At 71.2% G+C, this 18788-nt stretch carries 21 protein-coding genes, 2 tRNA genes and 1 other RNA gene; 7 read left to right on the top strand and 17 right to left on the bottom strand.

Annotated features, from left to right (window positions below; translation table 11 throughout):
* Positions 1 to 8: 8 nt before the first annotated feature.
* From N8J89_RS01170 to N8J89_RS01150, 5 genes are all read right to left on the bottom strand, one after another.
* A complete protein-coding gene (locus tag N8J89_RS01170; protein WP_283662523.1) occupies positions 9 to 1016 on the bottom strand; it encodes an ABC transporter permease in 1008 nt (335 codons plus the stop codon).
* A 34-nt stretch (positions 1017 to 1050) separates the two neighbouring features.
* Complete coding sequence (locus N8J89_RS01165; RefSeq protein WP_283662522.1) at positions 1051 to 2739, bottom strand: ABC transporter substrate-binding protein; 1689 nt, start codon at positions 2737 to 2739, stop codon at positions 1051 to 1053.
* A 146-nt stretch (positions 2740 to 2885) separates the two neighbouring features.
* Positions 2886 to 3455, bottom strand: coding sequence for a uridine kinase family protein (locus N8J89_RS01160; RefSeq protein ID WP_283662521.1), 570 nt, complete (start codon positions 3453 to 3455; stop codon positions 2886 to 2888).
* Positions 3455 to 4063: a recombination mediator RecR gene (gene recR / locus N8J89_RS01155; RefSeq protein WP_252486068.1), complete on the bottom strand. Its 609-nt coding sequence runs from the start codon at positions 4061 to 4063 to the stop codon at positions 3455 to 3457. Before recR ends, N8J89_RS01160 begins: the two co-directional genes overlap by 1 nt.
* A 16-nt stretch (positions 4064 to 4079) precedes the next feature.
* On the bottom strand, positions 4080 to 4409 hold the full coding sequence (locus tag N8J89_RS01150; protein ID WP_283666050.1) for a YbaB/EbfC family nucleoid-associated protein: 330 nt from the start codon (positions 4407 to 4409) through the stop codon (positions 4080 to 4082).
* 127 nt (positions 4410 to 4536) lie between these two features.
* Between N8J89_RS01150 and N8J89_RS01145 the strand changes: the two genes are divergently transcribed.
* Positions 4537 to 5382, top strand: a complete 846-nt coding sequence (locus N8J89_RS01145; RefSeq protein ID WP_283666049.1) for an N-acetylmuramoyl-L-alanine amidase — start codon at positions 4537 to 4539, stop codon at positions 5380 to 5382.
* On the opposite strand, the gene N8J89_RS01140 is transcribed toward N8J89_RS01145, so the two are convergent.
* The 3 genes from N8J89_RS01140 to N8J89_RS01130 form a co-directional block, all read right to left on the bottom strand.
* Positions 5379 to 7448, bottom strand: coding sequence for a DNA polymerase III subunit gamma and tau (locus tag N8J89_RS01140; RefSeq protein WP_283662520.1), 2070 nt, complete (start codon positions 7446 to 7448; stop codon positions 5379 to 5381). The two genes, N8J89_RS01145 and N8J89_RS01140, sit on opposite strands and share 4 nt — an antisense overlap.
* Positions 7449 to 7494: 46 nt before the next feature.
* An RNA gene (ffs, locus tag N8J89_RS01135) (signal recognition particle sRNA small type) lies at positions 7495 to 7589 on the bottom strand.
* A gap of 15 nt (positions 7590 to 7604) precedes the next feature.
* Positions 7605 to 7865, bottom strand: coding sequence for a metallothionein (locus tag N8J89_RS01130; protein ID WP_283662519.1), 261 nt, complete (start codon positions 7863 to 7865; stop codon positions 7605 to 7607).
* Positions 7866 to 7940: 75 nt separating this feature from the next.
* On the opposite strand from N8J89_RS01130, the gene N8J89_RS01125 reads away from it, so the two are divergent.
* Positions 7941 to 8474 carry a hypothetical protein gene (locus N8J89_RS01125; RefSeq protein WP_283662518.1) on the top strand — a complete coding sequence of 178 codons (534 nt, stop codon included), beginning with the start codon at positions 7941 to 7943 and terminating at the stop codon, positions 8472 to 8474.
* On the opposite strand, the gene N8J89_RS01120 is transcribed toward N8J89_RS01125, so the two are convergent.
* Positions 8446 to 9087, bottom strand: coding sequence for a cyclodeaminase/cyclohydrolase family protein (locus tag N8J89_RS01120; RefSeq protein WP_283662517.1), 642 nt, complete (start codon positions 9085 to 9087; stop codon positions 8446 to 8448). The genes N8J89_RS01125 and N8J89_RS01120 overlap by 29 nt on opposite strands.
* A 165-nt stretch (positions 9088 to 9252) precedes the next feature.
* Positions 9253 to 9337: transfer RNA gene (locus N8J89_RS01115), tRNA-Ser, on the bottom strand.
* 84 nt (positions 9338 to 9421) lie between these two features.
* Here N8J89_RS01115 and N8J89_RS01110 point away from each other — a divergent pair.
* Positions 9422 to 9811, top strand: a complete 390-nt coding sequence (locus tag N8J89_RS01110; protein ID WP_283662516.1) for a nucleotide pyrophosphohydrolase — start codon at positions 9422 to 9424, stop codon at positions 9809 to 9811.
* Here the strand turns inward: N8J89_RS01110 and N8J89_RS01105 are convergent.
* The 7 genes from N8J89_RS01105 to N8J89_RS01075 all read right to left on the bottom strand — a co-directional run bounded on the left by N8J89_RS01105 (position 9783) and on the right by N8J89_RS01075 (position 14847).
* Complete coding sequence (locus tag N8J89_RS01105) at positions 9783 to 10184, bottom strand: hypothetical protein (RefSeq protein WP_283662515.1); 402 nt, start codon at positions 10182 to 10184, stop codon at positions 9783 to 9785. The genes N8J89_RS01110 and N8J89_RS01105 overlap by 29 nt on opposite strands.
* A 13-nt stretch (positions 10185 to 10197) precedes the next feature.
* Positions 10198 to 12672: a DUF8508 domain-containing protein gene (locus N8J89_RS01100; protein ID WP_283662514.1), complete on the bottom strand. Its 2475-nt coding sequence runs from the start codon at positions 12670 to 12672 to the stop codon at positions 10198 to 10200.
* Between the two features lie 105 nt (positions 12673 to 12777).
* Positions 12778 to 13089: a hypothetical protein gene (locus N8J89_RS01095; protein ID WP_283662513.1), complete on the bottom strand. Its 312-nt coding sequence runs from the start codon at positions 13087 to 13089 to the stop codon at positions 12778 to 12780.
* 338 nt (positions 13090 to 13427) lie between these two features.
* Positions 13428 to 13514: transfer RNA gene (locus tag N8J89_RS01090), tRNA-Ser, on the bottom strand.
* Between the two features lie 63 nt (positions 13515 to 13577).
* Positions 13578 to 13784 (bottom strand): CsbD family protein, encoded by a 207-nt coding sequence (locus N8J89_RS01085; protein WP_252486510.1) that lies wholly within the window; start codon positions 13782 to 13784, stop codon positions 13578 to 13580.
* Between the two features lie 101 nt (positions 13785 to 13885).
* The gene (locus N8J89_RS01080) at positions 13886 to 14326 is read right to left on the bottom strand and encodes a nucleoside deaminase (RefSeq protein ID WP_283666048.1); all 441 of its coding nucleotides are present in this window, start codon (positions 14324 to 14326) and stop codon (positions 13886 to 13888) included.
* A gap of 32 nt (positions 14327 to 14358) precedes the next feature.
* The gene (locus N8J89_RS01075; RefSeq protein WP_283662512.1) at positions 14359 to 14847 is read right to left on the bottom strand and encodes a tRNA adenosine deaminase-associated protein; all 489 of its coding nucleotides are present in this window, start codon (positions 14845 to 14847) and stop codon (positions 14359 to 14361) included.
* Between the two features lie 112 nt (positions 14848 to 14959).
* Here N8J89_RS01075 and N8J89_RS01070 point away from each other — a divergent pair, with 112 nt between their 5' ends.
* Genes N8J89_RS01070 through N8J89_RS01055 form a run of 4 tightly spaced genes read left to right on the top strand, consistent with a single transcriptional unit; the run spans position 14960 to position 18786 of the window.
* Complete coding sequence (locus N8J89_RS01070) at positions 14960 to 16180, top strand: M20 metallopeptidase family protein (protein ID WP_283662511.1); 1221 nt, start codon at positions 14960 to 14962, stop codon at positions 16178 to 16180.
* Entirely contained in the window at positions 16177 to 16668 is a 492-nt protein-coding gene (locus N8J89_RS01065; protein WP_283662510.1) for a hypothetical protein, read from the top strand. The genes N8J89_RS01070 and N8J89_RS01065 overlap by 4 nt, the downstream gene beginning before the upstream one ends.
* Positions 16669 to 16705: 37 nt before the next feature.
* On the top strand, positions 16706 to 17683 hold the full coding sequence (locus N8J89_RS01060; RefSeq protein ID WP_283662509.1) for a prephenate dehydrogenase: 978 nt from the start codon (positions 16706 to 16708) through the stop codon (positions 17681 to 17683).
* Positions 17680 to 18786 (top strand): methyltransferase domain-containing protein, encoded by a 1107-nt coding sequence (locus N8J89_RS01055; RefSeq protein WP_283662508.1) that lies wholly within the window; start codon positions 17680 to 17682, stop codon positions 18784 to 18786. Before N8J89_RS01060 ends, N8J89_RS01055 begins: the two co-directional genes overlap by 4 nt.
* The last annotated feature ends 2 nt before the right edge of the window (positions 18787 to 18788 follow it).

Raw genomic sequence — 18788 nt, 5'->3', positions numbered from 1 at the left:
CCCTCCTCTCAGCGGGTCCGCACGCGCGGGTCGATCAGCGCGTAGGACAGGTCGACGAGCAGGTTGACGAACACGTAGACCATGGCGGCCACGATGATCAGCACCTGGAGCACCGGGTAGTCCCTGCGCTCGAAGCCCAGCGCCAGCGCCTCGCCGAGGCCGGGGAAGGCGAAGACCTTCTCGGTCAGCACCGCCCCCGCCAGCAGGGCGCCGGTCTGCAGGCCGATCGTGGTGACCACCGGCAGCAGCGCGTTGCGCAGCACGTGCCTGCGGCGCACCGTCTGCGCGGTCAGGCCCTTGGACTGGGCGGTGCGCACGTAGTCCTCGTCCAGCACGTCCAGCACCGCCGCCCTGGTGATCCGGAAGATCACCGCGAACGGGATGGTGGCCAGCGCGATCGAGGGCAGGATGAGGTGTTCGAGGGAGTTGAACACCGCGTCCCACTCGCCGGTGATCATCCCGTCGAGCACGTAGAAGCCGGTGATCCTGGTGGCGTCGATGTCGTCCTGCCGCCCGGCCGAGGGCAGCCAGCCCAGCTCCACCGCGAACAGGTGCTTGAGCACGAACGCGAGGAAGAAGACCGGCACGGCCACGCCGATCAGCGAGCCGATCACGCCGACGTTGTCGAACCAGCGGCCGCGCTGTCGGGCGGCCAGGTAACCCAGCGGGATACCGGCCGCGATCGCGAGGATGATCGCGAAGAAGCTCAGCTCCAGCGTGGCCGGGAAGCGTTCCAGGAAGAGGTCGAAGGCAGAGGTGCCCGGCTGCACGCCGAGCGAGATGCCGAAGTCACCCGAGAGGGCGCGACCGAGGAACTTGAAGTACTGCACGTAGATCGGCTGGTCCAGCCCCAACAGCGCGGAGAGCTCCCGCCGCGACTCCTCGGTGCCACGCTCCCCCAGGAGGGCCGAGACCGGCCCTCCTGGCAGCGCGCGTAGCCAGGCGAAGAGCAGCAGCGAGAGCACACCGACGACGAGGATGAGCTGGAGGAGCCGCCGCACGGTGTAGCGGAGCACCTGTCAGATCCTGTTTCGTGGTGGGAGAAGCAGGTCAGCCCTTGGTAACCGGGCTGAACTCCTCGGCGGTCAGCGGGCTGGGCGTCAGGTTCTTGACGTCCTTCTTCAGCACGAACGCGGGCGGGGAATGCGACAGCGGCACGGCCGGGAGGTACTCCTCCACGATCTGCCGGTTCAGCTCCTGGTAGAGCTTCTCCCGCTGGGCCTTGTCCGCGGTCACGTCCGCCGCGTCCAGCCGCTTGGCCAGGTCCTCGCCCCACGGGGAGCCCTTGGTCCAGAAGCGGTTCTCCGCGTTGCCGAAGAAGGTGCCGATCCAGTTCGCCGCCGCGCTCTGGTCACCGGTCCAGCCGAGCAGGAACAGGTCCGCCTTGGCCTGGTCGATCTCGCTGAGGTAACCACCGTTCCAGGGCTTGGTCACCACGTTCAGCTTGATGCCGACGTTGCGCAGGTCAGCCGCGATCGCGCCGAAGATGTCCTGCGGGTTCGGCATGTACGGCCGGGTGACCTCGCTCGGCCACCAGAAGTTGACCTCGAGGTTGCTCGCCCCGGCCTCGGCCAGCAGCTGCTTGGCCTTGGCCTGGTTGAACTCGATCGGCTTCACGTTCGGGTTGTAGCCCTGCACGATCTTGGGCATGAACTGGGTGGCGACCGTGGCGCTCTCCGGCAGCTGCGACTTGACCAGCTGCTCCCGGTTGATCGCCATCGCGATCGCCTGGCGCACCCGGAGGTCCTGCAGCTTGGAGTTGTTCTTCTGCGTGATGCCCAGGTACATCAGGTTGAACGCGTCCCGGGGCACGACCTGGAAGCCGTCGCTCTTCAGCTTCGCCCAGTCGGCCGGGGCCGGGTAGTCGTAGCCGTCGATGTCCCCGGTCTGCAGCGCCTGCTTGCGCGCGGTCTCGTCCGGGATGATCTTGAAGTTCAGCTTGTCCAGCTTGGCCTTGTCACCGTGGTAGCCGTCGAAGCGGCCCAGCTCGACCAGGTTGTTCGTCGTGTCGTAGTTGACGAACTTGAACGGGCCGGTGCCGGTCGGCTGCTTCAGCGCGTACTCGGGGAAGGCGAAGCTGTCGCCCTGCGCGACCACGTTGTCCGCGTTGTACTTCTGCATCGCGGTCGGGCTCTGCATGGAGAAGGACGGCAGCCCGAGCACGTCGGGGAACTTCGAGGACGGGCCGGTCAGCTCGACCACGACGTTCGAGGCGTCCTTGACGGTGCAGGACTTGAACAGCGAGGGCTTGGCGCCGTCGGCGAAGCCGCCGAAGTTGTCCACCCAGTACTCGGAGACCGAGGCGCTCTGCCCGGCGCCCTTCTGGTTGTACCAGCGGTTGAAGTTGAAGCAGGCCGCCTCGGCGTTGAAGTCGCTGCCGTCGTGGAACTTCACGCCCTGCTTGAGGGTGAAGGTCCAGGACTTGCCGTCCGGGCTGGACTCCCACTTGGTGGCCAGCTCAGGGCCCGCCTCTGCCGTGCCCGGCTTGAAGCCCACCAGACCCTCGAAGATCTGGCGGGAAATGCGGAACGTGGCACCGTCGGTGGCGTAGAACGGGTCGAAGTGCCTCGGCTTGCCCTCGGCGCCGAAAGTCAGTGTCCCGCCGGTCTTGCCCCCCTGGTTGCCCTGGTCTCGCTGCGACTGCGCGCACGCAGTCAGGGACAGGGCGGTCATACTGGCGACGCCGACAATGGTCAGCTTGCGCAGCGTCGACCCCCGTGTCATGTCAATCTTGGGCATCTCGCGCACCTCATGGGTCCGATGTCACATGGTGTGGTCGCCGACACTAACCCGTCCATGTGGCCCTACCGACGATGCGAAGGTCACGATACGGCCACGTCAGGCATCATCAGGTCGAGTGAATTTTTCGGAGTTTTACAAGGGTTTCACCCGATCTTGCGGTCACCTTCGGTGTTCACCCGCACATCCGCTCGTCCGCGCGTGTCGTCCACGCCGAACCACCCCTGTTCGAAGCGCTGCCAGTGGAGCAGCGCGTTGCGACAGCTGTCGCCATCCCTGGTCACCGCCCGTGCCAGCCGGTGGCCGGGATCGGCCAGCTCCACCCAGCAGAGCAAGGACAGCAGCGGCGAGACCGAACGGCGGCCGGTGGACACGCCCTCCAGCACCAGGACCTCCGGCACCGGCAGCTCCGCCCAGTCGCCGGGGCGCGGCAGGCCGTTGGTCCAGGCGGTGCGGCGGTAGCGGCCGGGCTCGCCCCGGCGCAGCGGTTCCAGCACGCCCGCGACCAGCCTCGGCCACCAGGACACCGGATCGTCCCAGGTGGCGAACTCGTCCGAGCGGACAAGCCCGGTGTGGTGGCCTCGCGCGCGCAGCTCGGCGACCAGGGCGTCGGCCCAGGTGGACTTGCCGGAGCCGGACGGGCCGTCGACCGCGGCCAGCCGGACCCCGCCGAGCTTCGGCGGGGCGGCCAGCAGCAGCTCGACGGCCCGGTGCACTACATCGCGCGGCGGCCGGAGAGGGCGCGGCCCAGGGTCAGCTCGTCGGCGAACTCCAGGTCACCGCCCATCGGCAACCCGGAGGCGAGCCGGGTCACGGTGAGGCCGGGGAAGTCGCGCAGCATCCGCACCAGGTAGGTGGCGGTGGCCTCGCCCTCGGTGTTCGGGTCGGTCGCGATGATCACCTCGGCGACCTGCACCCCGCCGGAGTCGCCGCCGATCCGGCGGAGCAGCTCGCGGATGCGCAGCTGGTCCGGCCCGATGCCGGACAACGGGTCCAGCGCGCCGCCGAGCACGTGGTAGCGGCCCTTGAACTCGCGGGTGCGCTCCACCGCGAGCACGTCCTTGGGCTCCTCCACCACGCACACCAGGCTGGCGTCCCGGCGCGCGTCCTTGCAGATCCGGCAGGTGGTCTCCTCGGAGACGTTGCCGCAGACCTCGCAGAACTGCACGCCCTCCTTGACCTTCTGCAGCACCTCCTGCAACCGCGAGATGTCCGCGGGTTCGGCGGCGAGCAGGTGGAAGGCGATCCGCTGGGCGCTCTTCGGCCCGACCCCGGGCAGCCGCCCGAGCTCGTCGATCAGGTCCTGTACCGGTCCCTCGTACACAGCCGTCCTGTTCCGGCTACATGCCGCCGGGCAGGCCGAGGCCGCCCAGGTCGAGTCCGCCACCGAGGCCGCCGGCCAGCGGCCCCATCTTCTCCGCGGTCAGCTCGGCCACCGCGCGGTTGGCGTCGCGCACCGCGGCCACCACCAGGTCGGCCAGCGTCTCGGTGTCCTCCGGGTCGACCACCTTCGGGTCGATGTCCAGGGACTTCAGCTCGCCGGTGCCCGCGACGGTCGCCGTCACCAGGCCGCCCCCGGCGGTGCCGGTCACCTCGGCCTCGGCGAGCTCCTGCTGGGCAGTCATGAGCTGCTCCTGCATGCGCTGCGCCTGCTCCATGATCTGCTGCATGTTCGGCTGGCCGGGTAGCACGGGGGCTCCTCTCGCTGCACGGGCCGTCGCCCGTGCCGTTCTGGCGTGGTGACCAGGGTAGCCGCGCGGCTTCTGGCACCGTTGGAGTGTGCACCGTGCCCCCCTGATGACCCCACTGGCCCTCGCGCTGGCGGTCACCGCCCTGGTCGCCTGCGGCAACGGCGAACCGGCCGCCTCCTCCAGCGCCACCCCGGCCACCAGCACGGAAGCCACCACGCCACCACCGGAGACCTCCGCCTCCGCCACCCCGCCGAGCAGCTCATCCCCGCCGCCCAGCACCTCGCCGTCGCCGCCACCACCGGCCAAGGGCAAGGTGGTGGTGATCGACCCCGGCCACAACGGCGGCAACAGCAAGAACCCGGCCGTGATCAACAAGCCGGTGCCCGCGGGCCGCGGCAAGGGCAAGCCCTGCAACACCACCGGCACCCAGACCGGCTCCGGCTACACCGAGCACGCCTTCACCTGGGACGTGGCCAACCGGATCAGGGCCGCGCTCACCGCCAAGGGCGTGCGGGTCGAGCTGACCAGGCCCAACGACACCGGCGTCGGCCCGTGTGTGAACGAGCGGGCCGAGATCGGCAACCGGGCGAACGCGGACGCGGTGGTCTCCATCCACTCCGACGGCTCGACCACCGCCGGGCACCACGGCTTCCACATCATCTACTCCAGCCCGCCGCTGAACCCGGCCCAGGGCGCGCCGTCGGCCAAGCTGGCCGCCACGGTCCGGGACGCCATGCGGGACGGCGGCATCCCGCTGTCCAACTACGTCGGCCAGTCCGGCCTCAACGGCCGCGACGACATCGCGGGCCTGAACCTGTCCACCCGCCCGGCGATCATGGTCGAGTGCGCGAACATGCGCGATGCCACCGAGGCCGCACTGGCCGCGAGCCCCGAGGGCAGGCAGAAGTACGCGACCGCGATCGCGGAGGGGCTGCTGCGGTACCTGGCTTAGCTCTTCTCGATCCGCCGGGCCCCGAGGTGCTGGGTGATGAGCGCGATGGTGCTTTCCTCGTGGTTGTTGCGGATCACCACGGACTCGTCCAGCGCGGTGGACTCGGCGATCATCGCCTCGGTGTCCTCCGGCTCGTCCGGCTCCGGCGGCAGCGGGATGTCCGGCTCGGGCGGCGGCGCGGGCGCCGGGGCGGGCGCGGGCTCGGCCACCGGCCGGTTGCCCTGGCTGGGCCTGGTCAGCTGCCGGGCAGGCGCGGGCCGGGACCCGCCGTTGCCCCCGCTGGGCGCCGGCGGCGGGGCGGCGTCGCCGTGCACGCAGGTGACCCGCCAGCGCCCGCCGACCACGGTGCCCAGCGCCTCGGCGATGACCTCGGCGTTGCGGCTGTCGGACAGGCGGCGGGCCAGCGGTTCCGCGGTGTGGGTGAGCACCACGGTCTCGCCGTCCACGGACTGCACGGTGGCGTTGGTCAGCATCGCCTCGGTGCTGCGGCTCTTGGCCCGCACGGCGGCGAGCAGCTCGGACCAGACCCGCCGGATCGCGGCCGCGTCCAGCCCACCAGCGGCCACGGTCGGCGCGGCGGCGGGCACTGATGGCGTGGCGGCCGAGGGTGCGGCAGCGGGCGGCGCGGCGGCCGGGACTGGAGGCGCGCTTGCGGCGGGCCGCTCGGCCTGCGGTGCCGGGGCGGGCGCGGCTGGTGGCTGCGCCGCGGGCCGTTCGGCCTGCGGGGCGGCGGGTGCGGCGGCCGGTGGCTGCGCTGAGGAACGCTCGGCCTGCGAGCGGCGCTGGAAAGTCGGCTTGTCCCCCGCCGGGACCTGCGCCGCGGGCGTCACCGGAGGCTGCGCGACGGGTGCCTGGGCGACCGCCGCCTGCATCCCGGCCTCCGCGGCCGACGCGGCGACCGGCGCGACCGTGGCCCGGCGCTCCAGCCGCTCCAGGCGTTGCAGCAGGGCGGACTCGGTGTCGGAGACCGAGGGCAGCAGCATCCGCGCGCACAGCAGTTCCAGCACCAGCCGGGGCGCGGTGGCCCCGCGCATCTCGGTCAGCCCGTTGTGCACGATCTCGGCGAACCGGGTCAGCGTGCCCGGCCCGAGCCGCTCGACCTGCGCCGACATCCGGGTCAGCTGTTCCTCCGGCACGTCGATCAGGCCGCGCTGGGCGGCCTCGGGCACCGCGGCCAGCAGCACCAGGTCGCGCAGCCGGTCCAGCAGGTCGGCGGCGAAGCGGCGCGGGTCGTGCCCGGCCTCGACCAGCCGGTCGATCACGCCGAACACCTCGGCCCCGTCACCGGTGGCCAGCGCGTCCACCGCGTCGTCGATCAGCGCGACGTCGGTGACCCCGAGCAGCGCGATCGCCCGGTCGTAGGTGACCCCGTCCGGCCCCGCCCCGGCCAGCAGCTGGTCCAGCACCGACTGGGTGTCCCGGGCCGACCCGCCACCGGCCCTGATGACCAGCGGGAACACCGCGGGCTCCACCGAGACGCCCTCGTCGACGCAGTTGCGCTCGATCAGCGCGCGCATCGCGCCCGGCGGGATCAGCCGGAACGGGTAGTGGTGCGTGCGGGAGCGGATGGTGCCGAGCACCTTCTCCGGCTCGGTGGTGGCGAAGATGAAGATCAGGTGCTCCGGCGGCTCCTCCACGATCTTCAGCAGGGCGTTGAAGCCCTGCGTGGTGACCATGTGCGCCTCGTCGATGATGAACACCCGGTACCGCGACTCGGCCGGCGCGTAGAAGGCCCGGTCACGCAGCTCACGGGTGTCGTCCACACCACCGTGGCTGGCCGCGTCCAGCTCCACCACGTCCACGCTGCCGGAGCCCTCCGGCGCGAGGTTGACGCAGGAGTTGCACGTCCCGCACGGATCGGGCGTCGGGCCCTGCGCGCAGTTGAGCGAGCGGGCGAGGATCCGGGCGGAGGACGTCTTGCCACACCCGCGTGGCCCGGAGAACAGGTACGCGTGGTTGACCCGGCCGGCGGCCAGCGCGGTGCGCAGCGGCTCGGTGACATGCTCCTGCCCGACAACCTCGGCGAAGGTCGCCGGACGGTACTTGCGGTAAAGGGCGAGTGCCACGAGGCGAGACCTTACCGGCCGCCACCGACAGTCCGGTTTTGGGCAAAAAAGGGGACCTCACGCACCCGCCAGAGCCCGCTTATCCTTGCTGCCTTCCGGCCCTGGGGAGGTTCACAGGATGGACGCCGCATGAGGTCCACGTTCAGTGTAGCGGGTTCATCCGGGGTGTGCGCCAACGGTGTCCCGGATCTGCGCGCCCAGTCCGGAAGCCCCAGTTCGGGCGCAGTGCGCGCAGCAGAAGAACCGGCCCTCCACCTCGACCCCGTGCCCGACCACCCGGCAGCCGCAGTGCTCACAGGTGGGCGCCAGCCGCTGGATGGCGCACTCGAACGAGTCGAAGGTGTGCACGCCGCCACCGACCGTGCGGACCTCGAAGGACATCCAGTAGTCGTTGCCACACACGTCACAGGTCGCCATGGGCGCAGCTTCCCCCCGTCGCCGAGGACCGGCAATTGGAGTGCCCGAAGGAGTGAACCGGCGCAGACTGGCCCGGTGCTGCGACCGGTGATCGAGCTCGACGACCTGAGCTTCCTGCCGCTGTCCGGGGACCTGACCCCGGCCGAGCTGGACCAGGTGCTGACCCGCATGGGCGGCTACCTCGACGACGAGACCGATCCGCTGACCGCGTTGCTGGACACCGACCTGATCATCGTGCCCGGTGGCCTGCTGGTCACCGACCCGGTCACCGGCGTGGTGATCGAGCCGGGCTGCTGCGGCGGGGTCGAGGACTGGACGGGCTGGGCCCAGGTGCTCGCGGGCGGGCGCCACCAGTTCGGGCACTCGCCGGAGACCTGGGCCGAGCTGCGCGACGACGTGGTCCAGGTGCGCCGCGACAGCGACCCGGTCCCGGTCCGCATCGACCTGCCCGCGGCCGAACTGCCCGCGATGCTGCGGGCGGTGCAGCAGGACCTGACCGGCTTCTTGGGCCTGGTGCGGGGCTGGGCGCCGCCGGAGCGGGCCGGGGAGCTGGCGCGGCTGCTGGACTGGTCGCTGCGGATCACCGAGCCACTGGCGCTGCCCGGCTGATCCGCTCCCGCACCTCGGCGGAGATCCGGTGCGCGTTCTCGATCGCTTCCTCGATCTTGGCCACCGCGTCCCCGAGCCGCTCGGCCACCTCGGGCGAGTTGATCGAGGTCCGGTTCACCTCCACGTGCACCGAGGCCGAGGCCAGCGCCGCCCCCGAGGAGGAGGCGGAGACCGCGAGGTCGGAGAGCACCGCGGTGTTGGACCGCCCGATGATCCGCTCGACCAGCTCCAGCACCCTGGAGGCCACCTCGGCGGTGCGCACCGGCACCGCGGCCGCCATCACCAGCGCGCCCTGGATCGCCGCGCTGCGCGCCATCCGCTCGTGCTCGCCGTTCGTGGGCAGCTTGTAGGCCTCGGTCACCGAGGTGAAGGCCCGCGCGTCCGCGTCGGCCAGCTCGACCGCCTGCCGCCGCAGCTCGCTCGCCTCCTGGCACACCCGCCGGACCAGCGACTCGTGTTCGGCGTAACCGGGCCGTCCGATGGTGAAGTTGCAGACCTTCTCCACCAGAGCCGCCGCCATCGCCGCGTGCATCGCGGCCGCCGCGCCCCCACCAGGCGCGGGCCCGGCCGAGGCCAGCCGGGACAACCAGTCCTCAACGTGTTCGGTGCGCAACCGGGACACTCCTCCTGCCTGAACCCCAGTCATCCGGACGGGTGCAGTCGATCACCCCATCGGGCGCTACGGCAATGGGGTGTTCTCCCCATGTCCCGGATCGGCACTCGCCCGGCAACGGCAACGGCCCCGGACGTTGATGGCGTCCGGGGCCGCTGGCCTGAGCGGAGGATGGGGGATTTGAACCCCCGAGGGTTTTATCCCAACACGATTTCCAATCGTGCGCACTAGGCCACTATGCGAATCCTCCGTCGAGAACCTTACCGGAGCCAGGTTTGACCAGCCAAAACGGCTGGTCAACGGCTCGCGGTCGGCCGAACTCTAGACTCGGCGGATGGAGATCTCCGAGCTGCAGGCGATGGTGGCCAGGTTCGTCGCCGAGCGGGACTGGGATCGGTTCCACACGCCGAAGAACCTGGCCATGGCGCTCGTCGGCGAGGTGGGCGAGCTGGCGGAGATCTTTCAGTGGCTCACCGACGCCGAGGCCCAGCAGGTGATGAGTGACCCGGACCGGGCCGTGCAGGTGCGGCACGAGCTGGCCGACGTGCTGTCCTACCTGCTGCGGCTGGCCGACGTGCTCGACGTGGACCTGGCCGAGGCGGTGCGGGAGAAGGGCGCGGTGAACGCGGCCCGGTACCCGGTGGAGCTGGTGAAGGGCCGGGCCGAGCTGACCAAGTACACCCGGCTGCCCGGGGTCAGTCCGGAGCCCGGAGCGCCAGGCTGACCGAGAGCACCACCAGCACGGTGCCGGCCAGCGCGCCGCCCACGATCCACCAGCCGGGCAGGCCGGTGGCGGCCGCGCACAGCAGCAGCCCGAAGCCGAACCCGCCGAGCAGTCCGGCGCCGAAGACGGTGCGCTCGCCGAGGCAGCGCCGGACCGCGGGCAGGTAGCGGATCAGCAGCACCAGCAACCAGACCAGGCCCGCGGCGCACACCGCGAGCCCGGCCAGGTCGATCATGGTCGGCACCGGGCGGTGCGGGCCGAACTCGATCAGCGCGCCCTCGACCACCATCGGCCCGTCCGCCGGGGCGGCGATCACCAGCACCCCGAGCAGGACCAGCAGTCCGGCCACGCCCAGCTGAGCCCGTACCCGCATCCGCACTCCCGGATCAGCCCTTGGGTTCCAGACAGTCGATCAGGTCCTCCAGCGCGTCCACCAGCGGCAGACCGGTGCGCGGGCGGAACCGGACCAGCTGCGGGTCGTGGTCGCTGGCCTGCTCGTGGAACTCGGCGTTGATGTGCACCACGTCGTAGTCCACCCGCCGGTCCAGCTTCCGGTTGATGAGGATGTGGTCCAGCGTCTGGGAGTTGCCGTCGAAGACGTAGCTGTAGCGCTCGCCGGGCTTGAGGTCGTTCATCGGCGCGTGCAGCACCGGACCGTCCAGCAGGGTCTTCAGCGCCGGGGAGAACAGGTAGTCGTTGAGGTCGCCTGCCACCACCAGGTTGGCGTCCTTCTCCACCGCCCGCAGCGAGTCGGCGAACCCGCGCAACAGCTTCGCCTGCTTGAGCCGCTGCACCTCGGAGGTGCGCTGCGGCTCCTGGAACCGGCCGTGCAGCGGCTGGTCCCCGCCCTTGGACGCGAAGTGGTTGGCCACCACGAACACGGTACGGCCCAACGGCCCACGGGCCGGGAACCGGAACTCACCGGCCAGCGGCTTGCGGCTGTTCCGCCACGCCTCGTCCGCGGGCGCGATCCGCCCTGGCGACACCGAAAGCGCCGCCCTGCCGTGCTGCTTGACCACCTTGACGGCCGTGTCCGCATCCCCTCCCGGACGGTCCACAAAGGACACCCGAGCCGGGTTGAACAGGAAGCCCACCCGGATGTTGCCGCCGGGCTGACCCCCGTCCTGGTCGTCGTTGGGGTTGATCTGCCGCCAGTCGTACTTGGGCCCACCGGCGGCCACGATCGCCTCGGTGAACTTCTTCAACGTGGCCTCCGCGCCGACCACCGCGTCGTTGGCCGGCCCGTTGTCGTCCTGGATCTCTTCCAGCACCACGACATCCGGGTTCGCCAGGTGCCGGACCACGCCGTTGGCCAGCGCGGCGAACTTCTCCGGCTTGTCCACCGGCGAGAGGTTCTCCACGTTGTAGGTGGCCACCGCCAGCTCGTGCTCCCGCTGCTTGCGGGTGACCTCGCGGACCAGCCCACCGGAGACGTGCTCGCCAAGAGCGCTGGCCTGCAACACGTAACCGCCGAACCGGCTGTAGTCCAACGGCCCCTCGGTGACGCCCTTGAGCCGGTCCCCGACATCGGCCTTGGGGAAGGGCCGCTGCGCGAACGGCAACAACGACTCCACCTTCAGCCGCCCGGTGTTGGCATCGGCATAGGACGGGTACACCGTCCCACCGCGCACGGTGGTGTTCTGCGCGGGCTTGCTGGTCACCCACAACGCGTAGAACCCGTCAGTCGCGCCGACCACCCGAGCGTCATTCACCCGCAGCCGCATGCCCTCCCGCGACTCCAGGAAGTCCAGCGCGTACTTCCCCGGCTCCAGCGGCAACGCCTCGATGCTGCCACCCGGAGTGGCGGTCAGCGCCGCAGGCACGGTCTCCGCCCCGAGCACCTCCGCCTCGGGCAACGGTTTCCCGCTCCCCCGCACCACCCAGGTCGCCTTGGTGAGCTGGGTGACCGACTGGTTCGGCGTGGTCCGCGGATCCTCCCCGTTGGCCACCGGGTAGAACTCGGCCACGGTCCCGGTGACCAACACATCGTCCCCGGCCGCCACCGCAGGCGTCGTGGACCCCGTGTGCACGAACAACCCCTCGCTGGTGCGCGGATCGGCATCCGGCACCGGGTCCTGCACCCAGAACCCGCGCGCAGGCCCAAACGCCCGCACCGCGGTGACCACCCCCGGCAGCACAACCACCTTGTCCCGCAACGGCGAAACCCGGGTACTCCCCTGCACCTGGTGAATCCGCGCCGCCACCGGCTGCGGCCCAGGCTCCCCACTCCCCGGCCCCTCCCCCTTGCTGTTCACGGGGGTCGGCTCGCCAACAACGAAGTCGGCGGCATTGTCATCGGTGTCGGTCAACGCCCCCCGCGCCGCCGAGGTGGCGTTCGAGGTAGCCCCAACCGGACTCCCCTCCCGCACCACCGCATTGCCGTAGCCAACAAGATCCCGGATCCGCCCATCCGCCGCACACTCAGCCGCGGTCAGACAGGTCAGCGCCTCGGCCCCCTTGACCAGCGCGACAGTCCCCCCAGAACCCCCCATCGCCAGCGAACCGGTGGCATCCGGCGCGGGCAACGCGACACTCCCCCCACTCCCCTTGGCCAGCCCAACCAGGTACCGCTTCCCCGCGGCGACAACACCAGCCAACGGCGTGGCCTGCCACCGCGACCCGGAGGAAGGCGAAGCGGTCAGGTACTGCACGCTCCACCCGGTCAGGTCGACGGCCACGGCACTCGGATTGGCCAACTCAACGAAGTCGTGCGTCAGGCTCGCCCCAGAGTTCCCACCCCCGCCGTAGACCTCGGAGATCAGCACATCGGGGGACGGCGCCGCAACGGCACCCACAGGCAGCACAGCAGCCACACACGAGGCGGCCAACAGCGGAAACAACACTCGGCGGCGGTAGCTCATCCGAAGCTCAGGTCCTCCCGGTCGGGGTCGGGAGGAGGAATCTTTCCCTGATCGAGTGAACTTTGGTAGGCGTTCCCCTAACGATTGCCGCAGGTCATCCCAACCTCACGGCCGCTCCCCAAGCCACCGAAGCTCCGCAGGCGCAGGCCCATCGATCACCTGACCATCCCGAACGGTCCACGAGAACGACTGCTGCCGCTCGTCACTCAGCAGGAAGAACCCCGCAGGCATGTCCAGGTCCTCATCCACCGGCTCCATCCGAGCCAACTCAGCCACCAGCCACCGAAGAGGCTTGACAGCCCACTCCCGAACATCAGCCGCGTAGCAGACAGGAAGCGACCAGCTGAACCCCGAGGGAAACACAAACCCAGCCGCATACCGCTCCGGACCATGACTGGCCACGATCCGCTTGAACACGTCCCACTGCTCGTGCCGAACCTCAATCCACCCACGAACAGACACATACATCCCCACCCCCAAACCCTACGGCGACCACAACCCCAAAACCGAAGACAAAACCGGAGGCCAGAGGGAAGCGGAGGGAAGTGGAGGCCCGGAGGGCGGAGGCCCGACAGAGGGGCCCGAGAGAGAGGGTGGAGGCCTGGGGGTGGAGCCCCGGAGGGGAAGACGGAACCGCACCAGGCTGGTTCCGCAACAACCACGCACCGTGGGGGTCCGGGGGGCTCGGCCCCCCGGGTCAATAAACCGATGGCCCCGGCGAGCGCGTAGAGCGCGAGCACGGGGCCATCAGCCAGCGGTGGCGGTGGGATTTGAACCCACGGAGGGCGTGAACCCTCACACGCTTTCGAGGCGTGCTCCTTCGGCCGCTCGGACACGCCACCGCCGAGAACAATACCGAACGACCACCGGGAAACCGCAATCGGGTTCCGCAGGCCTCTGAGCTGCTACTTCTGGAACTTGTCCTTGATGTCCTTGACCGCGTCGGCCGCCTTGTCGCGGACGTCGTGGGCGGTCTCCTTGGCTTCGCCGGCGAGCTGGTCGCGCTTGCCAGCGGCCTCCAGTTCCTCGTTGCCGGTGACCTGGCCGATCTTCTCCTTGGCCTGGCCGACCAGCTGCTCGGCCTTGTCCTTGGCCTTGTCGAACACGCTCATGGCGGCTCCCTTCGCGCTGTGGTGGCGCCGGCCCCGCACCGGGCCACTCACCTCGTACGGAGTGCCCGAATTCCGTTCGCGTCACGCCGTTGTGAGCGGCCTCACCCGTCCCGGTGGTCCCGGAAGAACTTTTCGAGCAGGGCCGCGGACTCTTCGGCGAGCACGTCGCCGCGCACTTCGGGGCGGTGGTTGAGCCTGCGGTCGCGCAGCACGTCCCACAGCGAGCCGGCCGCGCCGGTCTTGGGTTCCCAGGCGCCGAAGACCACTCTGGCGACCCTGGCCAGCACGATCGCGCCCGCGCACATGGTGCAGGGCTCCAGGGTGACCACCAGGGTGCAGCCGTCCAGGCGCCAGCCGTCGCCGTTGGCCGCCGCGGCGGCGCGCAGGGCGAGGACCTCGGCGTGGGCGGTGGGGTCGGCGCTGGCTTCGCGGGCGTTGTGCGCGCGGGCCAGCTCCCGGCCGTGCTGGTCCAGCACGACCGCGCCGATGGGGACGTCTCCGCTGGTCAGGGCCCCGCGCGCGATCTCCAGCGCGGTGCGCATGGCTGCCAGGTCCGCCGCCGATGGCGGCAGGGTCACTGCTGCAGCCGCTCGGTGATCTTGCTCAGCTCGTCGGCGAACCCGCAGCGCTGGGCGATCATGGTGAGCTGCTCGTCCGGGTACAGGTCGATGTCGTCGACGATCAGCTGCAGCTCGGGTTCGGGCAGGCCGAGGTCGGTGAGGATGGTGAAGTCGCCGGCCGGCCAGATGTCCTCGTCGTCGGGGTCCGGCGGCTCGACCCTGAGCAGGTCGAGCACGTCCGCGGCCACGTCGTAGTCGAGTCCGGAGCCCGCGTCGGAGAGCAGCAGGGCCACTCCGGTCGGCGCCGGTCTGATCAGCACGAAGAACTCGTCGTCGACGGCGAGCATGCCGAAGACGGCGCCCGTCGACCTGGTCCTGCGCAACTCGGTGATCGCCGCGTCCAGGTCAGCCAGCGCCGCACTGTCCATCGGCGTACACCGCCAACGGCCTTCCTCACGCACCACCGCAACCGCGAAGCCGATGACCGGCTCCTGCACCGCCATGGGGCACACGTTATGCGCATAACGCTTAACCCGAAAGCACTATCCCGCGTACGCGGCGTGGCGAGGCAAATGACGGTGTCCGCGCGTCCCACTGACAGGCGACACTGTCCCCATGAGCGCCCCCGTGCACCCCGCGGACGCCCGGCTCGCCGGCGTCCTGCACCAGGCCCGCGAACTCCAGCCGAGGACGGTCGCGCTGCGCCGCCGGATCCACCGCCACCCCGAGCAGGGCCTGCGCCTGCCGAGCACCCAGGCCGCGGTGCTGGCCGAGCTGGCCGACCTGCCGCTGAGCACGCGCACCGGCGAGTCCACCACCTCGGTGGTGGGGGTGCTGGAGGGCGGCAAGCCGGGCCGGACGGTGCTGCTGCGCGCGGACATGGACGCGCTGCCGCTGACCGAGGACACCGGTCTGGAGTTCGCCTCCGAGACGCCCGGCACCATGCACGCCTGCGGCCACGACACGCACGTGGCGATGCTCGCCTCGGCCGCGCGCCTGCTCAGCGCCCGCCGCGCGGAGCTGGCCGGGCAGGTGGTGTTCATGTTCCAGCCGGGTGAGGAGGGTCACCACGGGGCCAAGTACATGCTGGACGAGGGGCTGCTGGAGGTCACCGGCAGCAGGCCGGAGCGGGCGCTGGCCATCCACATCACCTCGACCCTGGACAGCGGCATGCTCCAGTCCCGGCCGGGGCCGATCATGGCCTCCTCGGACATCCTGAACGTGACCGTCACCGGCCGCGGCGGGCACGCCTCGGCCCCGCACGACGCGCTGGACCCGATCCCGGCGGCCGCGGCCATGGTCGGCGCGCTGCAAACCATGATCACCCGCAAGGTCAGCGTGTTCGACCCGGCCGTGGTCACCGTGGCGCACATCAAGGCGGGCACCACCAGCAACATCATCCCCGAGGTCGCGCACCTGCAGGGCACCATCAGGGCGCTGTCGGAGCCCACCCGCAAGCTGGTGCACGAGGAGGTCCGCCGGGTCTGCGAGCACGTGGCCGCCGCGCACGGCTGCACCGCCGAGGTGGAGGTGGTGCTCGGCTACGGGGTGACGGTCAACGACGAGGTGGTCGGCCCCGGCGTGGTGGACCTGGCCGCCGCGGTGCTCGGCCCGGCGCACGCCGCGCCGATGCTGGATCCGCTGATGGGCGCGGAGGACTGGTCCTACGTGCTGAACGAGGTGCCGGGCGCGATGGCCTTCCTCGGCGCCTGCCCGCCCGGCACGCCGGTGGCCGACGCCGCGCCGAACCACTCCAACCGGGTGATCTTCGACGAGGCCGCGATGGCGCACGGGGTGGCCATGTACGCCGGGTTCGCGCTGGACGCACTGCGGTGACCTTTCCCCAGAAGGCCGAGCCGGAGGAGCTGGCCCGGCGGGAGTTCCTGGCCGTGTGCGTGCGCGACGAGCTGGCCGCGGCCGGGCTGGCGGTGGTGCCGAGGACCTTCTCCGGCGACCTGTATCCCGGCGCCGAGGTCAGCGTGGACCCCGGCCGGGACGAGATCGGTGGGGTGCACGTGGATTGGGTGGTCAGCCCCCGGCTGCGCGCCTGTGCCCGGCGGGCGGTGAACAGCGGCCGGTTGGACGATCCGGCGATCGGCTACTCGTACCGGGTCGGTGAGGCGATGGTCGCGGCGATGACCGCCATCCTGCGGGAGGCCGGGTACACCGTTCAGCCCAGCCGCGACGAGTACCGGATCGGCGAGCTCCAGGTCACCGCTGGTCCTGGACCGGAGGTCACGCCGGTGTGGGCGCTGACCGACGAGGAGCTGCGGCCGGGCGCCTCTCCCGCGAACCAGGCAGACAGCGCGGGGAACCCGGGGTAGCAAACGCTGCGGACGTGGGCAGCGGAAGGATGGGCGAATGCATTCGGTGTGTGTGCTCGGGCTCGGGCTGATCGGCGGCTCGGTGCTACGGGCGGTCCGGTCGGCCGGCTACCCGGCGTGGGGCGCGACCAAGTCCGAGGTGGACCGGGACGCGGCGCTGGCCGACGGCTACCAGGCCGAGGCGAGCGTGGCGGACGCGCTGCGCCGGGCCGAGGACGAGGGCGCGCTGATCGTCCTGGCGGTGCCGCTGACCGCGCTGGAGGAGGTGCTCCGGCAGGTCCGCGCGCTCGCCCCGTCCTGCCCGCTGACCGACGTGGTCAGCGTCAAGGGGCCGGTGGCCGAGGCGGTGGGCCGCATCCTGCCCTCGGCCCGTTACGTCGGCGGGCACCCGATGGCCGGGTCCACCGGGTCCGGCTGGGCGGCGGGCTCGGCCGAGCTGTTCCGCGGCGCGCCCTGGGTGGTCACCGCCGAGGAGGAGACCGACCTGACCAGGTGGGCGCAGGTGGCCAGGCTGGCCATCGCCTGCGGCGCGCACGTGGTGCCCGCGACACCTGAGCAGCACGACGCCACGGTGGCCCGGATCTCGCACCTGCCGCACCTGTTCGCCGCGGTGCTGGCCGCGGTCGGCGCCGAGGGCGGGCCGCTGGCCTGGTCACTGGCCGCCGGTTCCTTCGCCGATGGCACCAGGGTGGCCGGCACCCGGCCCGAGCTGGTCAGGGCGATGTGCGAGGGCAACCGGGGCGCGCTGCTGGAGGCGCTGGACGAGGCGCTGGGCAGGCTGGGCGCGGCCCGCGGCTCGCTGGCCTCCACCGGCGGCCTCGCGGTCACCGTGGACGCCGGGTTCGAGGCCCGCCGCGGCTTCACCAGGGCCCCGGAGAGCGCGCCGGCCGAGGTGCGGATCGACCTGAAGGACCCCAATGCCCTGGACGAGCTGCTCGACCTTGGCACACTGGGTGGCCGGATCACCTCGATCGAGGACGAGATGGCCATCGGAACGGAACTGGGGAGCACGTGACCGACCTGCCCGGCCTGCAAGCCACCTGGGACAACCTGGGTAAGGAAGATCCGTACTGGGCGGTGCTCTCCGATCCGGAGCGCAGGCACAACCAGTGGGACCACGACGAGTTCATGGCCACCGGGCGCAGGCACGTCGAGGCTGTCAGCGGCTGGCTGGCCGGGCTGGACCTGGAGCTGGGCGGCCGGGTGCTCGACTTCGGCTGCGGGCTGGGCAGGCTGAGCAACGCGCTGGCCGAGACCGGCTGTCAGGTGGTCGGCGTGGACATCGCTCCTTCCATGGTCGAGCAGGCCAAGGCGATGAGCCGGTTCCCGGAGCGCACCGAGTTCGTGGCCTATGACGGCCGCGCGCTGCCGTTCCCGGACGCGAGCTTCGACGGGGTGCTGAGCCTGATCGTGCTCCAGCACATCCCGCCGCTGCCCAAGGTGGCCAGCCTGCTGGAGCTGGTCAGGGTGGTCCGGCCGGGCGGGGTGCTGGTGCTCCAGCTGCCCAGCCACCGCACCAGCCCGGTGCCGGTGCCGGAGGGCTGCCGGGCCGGGCTGGAAGTGCTGTCCGCGCCGACTCGGCTGAGGCCGGGCCAGCAGGCCGCGGTGCGGGTCCGGGTCAGCAACCTGAGCGAGCACTCCTGGCACTTCTCACCGAACCTCCAGCTCGGCAACCACTGGCTCGCCGGCGGCGCGACCGTGGTCAGCGACGACGGCCGGACCCCGCTGCCGATGTCCGGCGTGCCCGCGGGCCAGTCAGCCGTCGTCACGCTGACCGTCACCGCACCGGCCGAGCCCGGCGACTACGAGCTGGAACTGGACCTGGTGCTGGAGCAGGTGGCCTGGTTCCACGGCCTCGGCTCGGCGACCGTACGGGTCCCGGTCGAGGTCAGCGCGCAGGTGGCCCAGCCGGTCGCGCCCGCAGCGGCCGAGGAGGTCGTCGACGAGGCGCCGCTGGTCGAGCCGGACCCCAGCGGCATCGAGATGTTCCCGCTGCCCGCCGAGCTGTTCCGCACCCTGCTGGAGCACGTGGGCTGCCGGGTGGTCCGGTTGGTCGCCGACGAGCTGGGCGGTCCGGAGTGGAGCAGTTACACCGCGGTGGTGCAACGCCTGTACTGAGC

The organism is Crossiella sp. CA-258035, assembly GCF_030064675.1.
In the GTDB taxonomy this organism is placed as follows: Bacteria; Actinomycetota; Actinomycetes; order Mycobacteriales; family Pseudonocardiaceae; genus Crossiella.
This window is presented reverse-complemented; position numbering and strand designations above follow the sequence as displayed.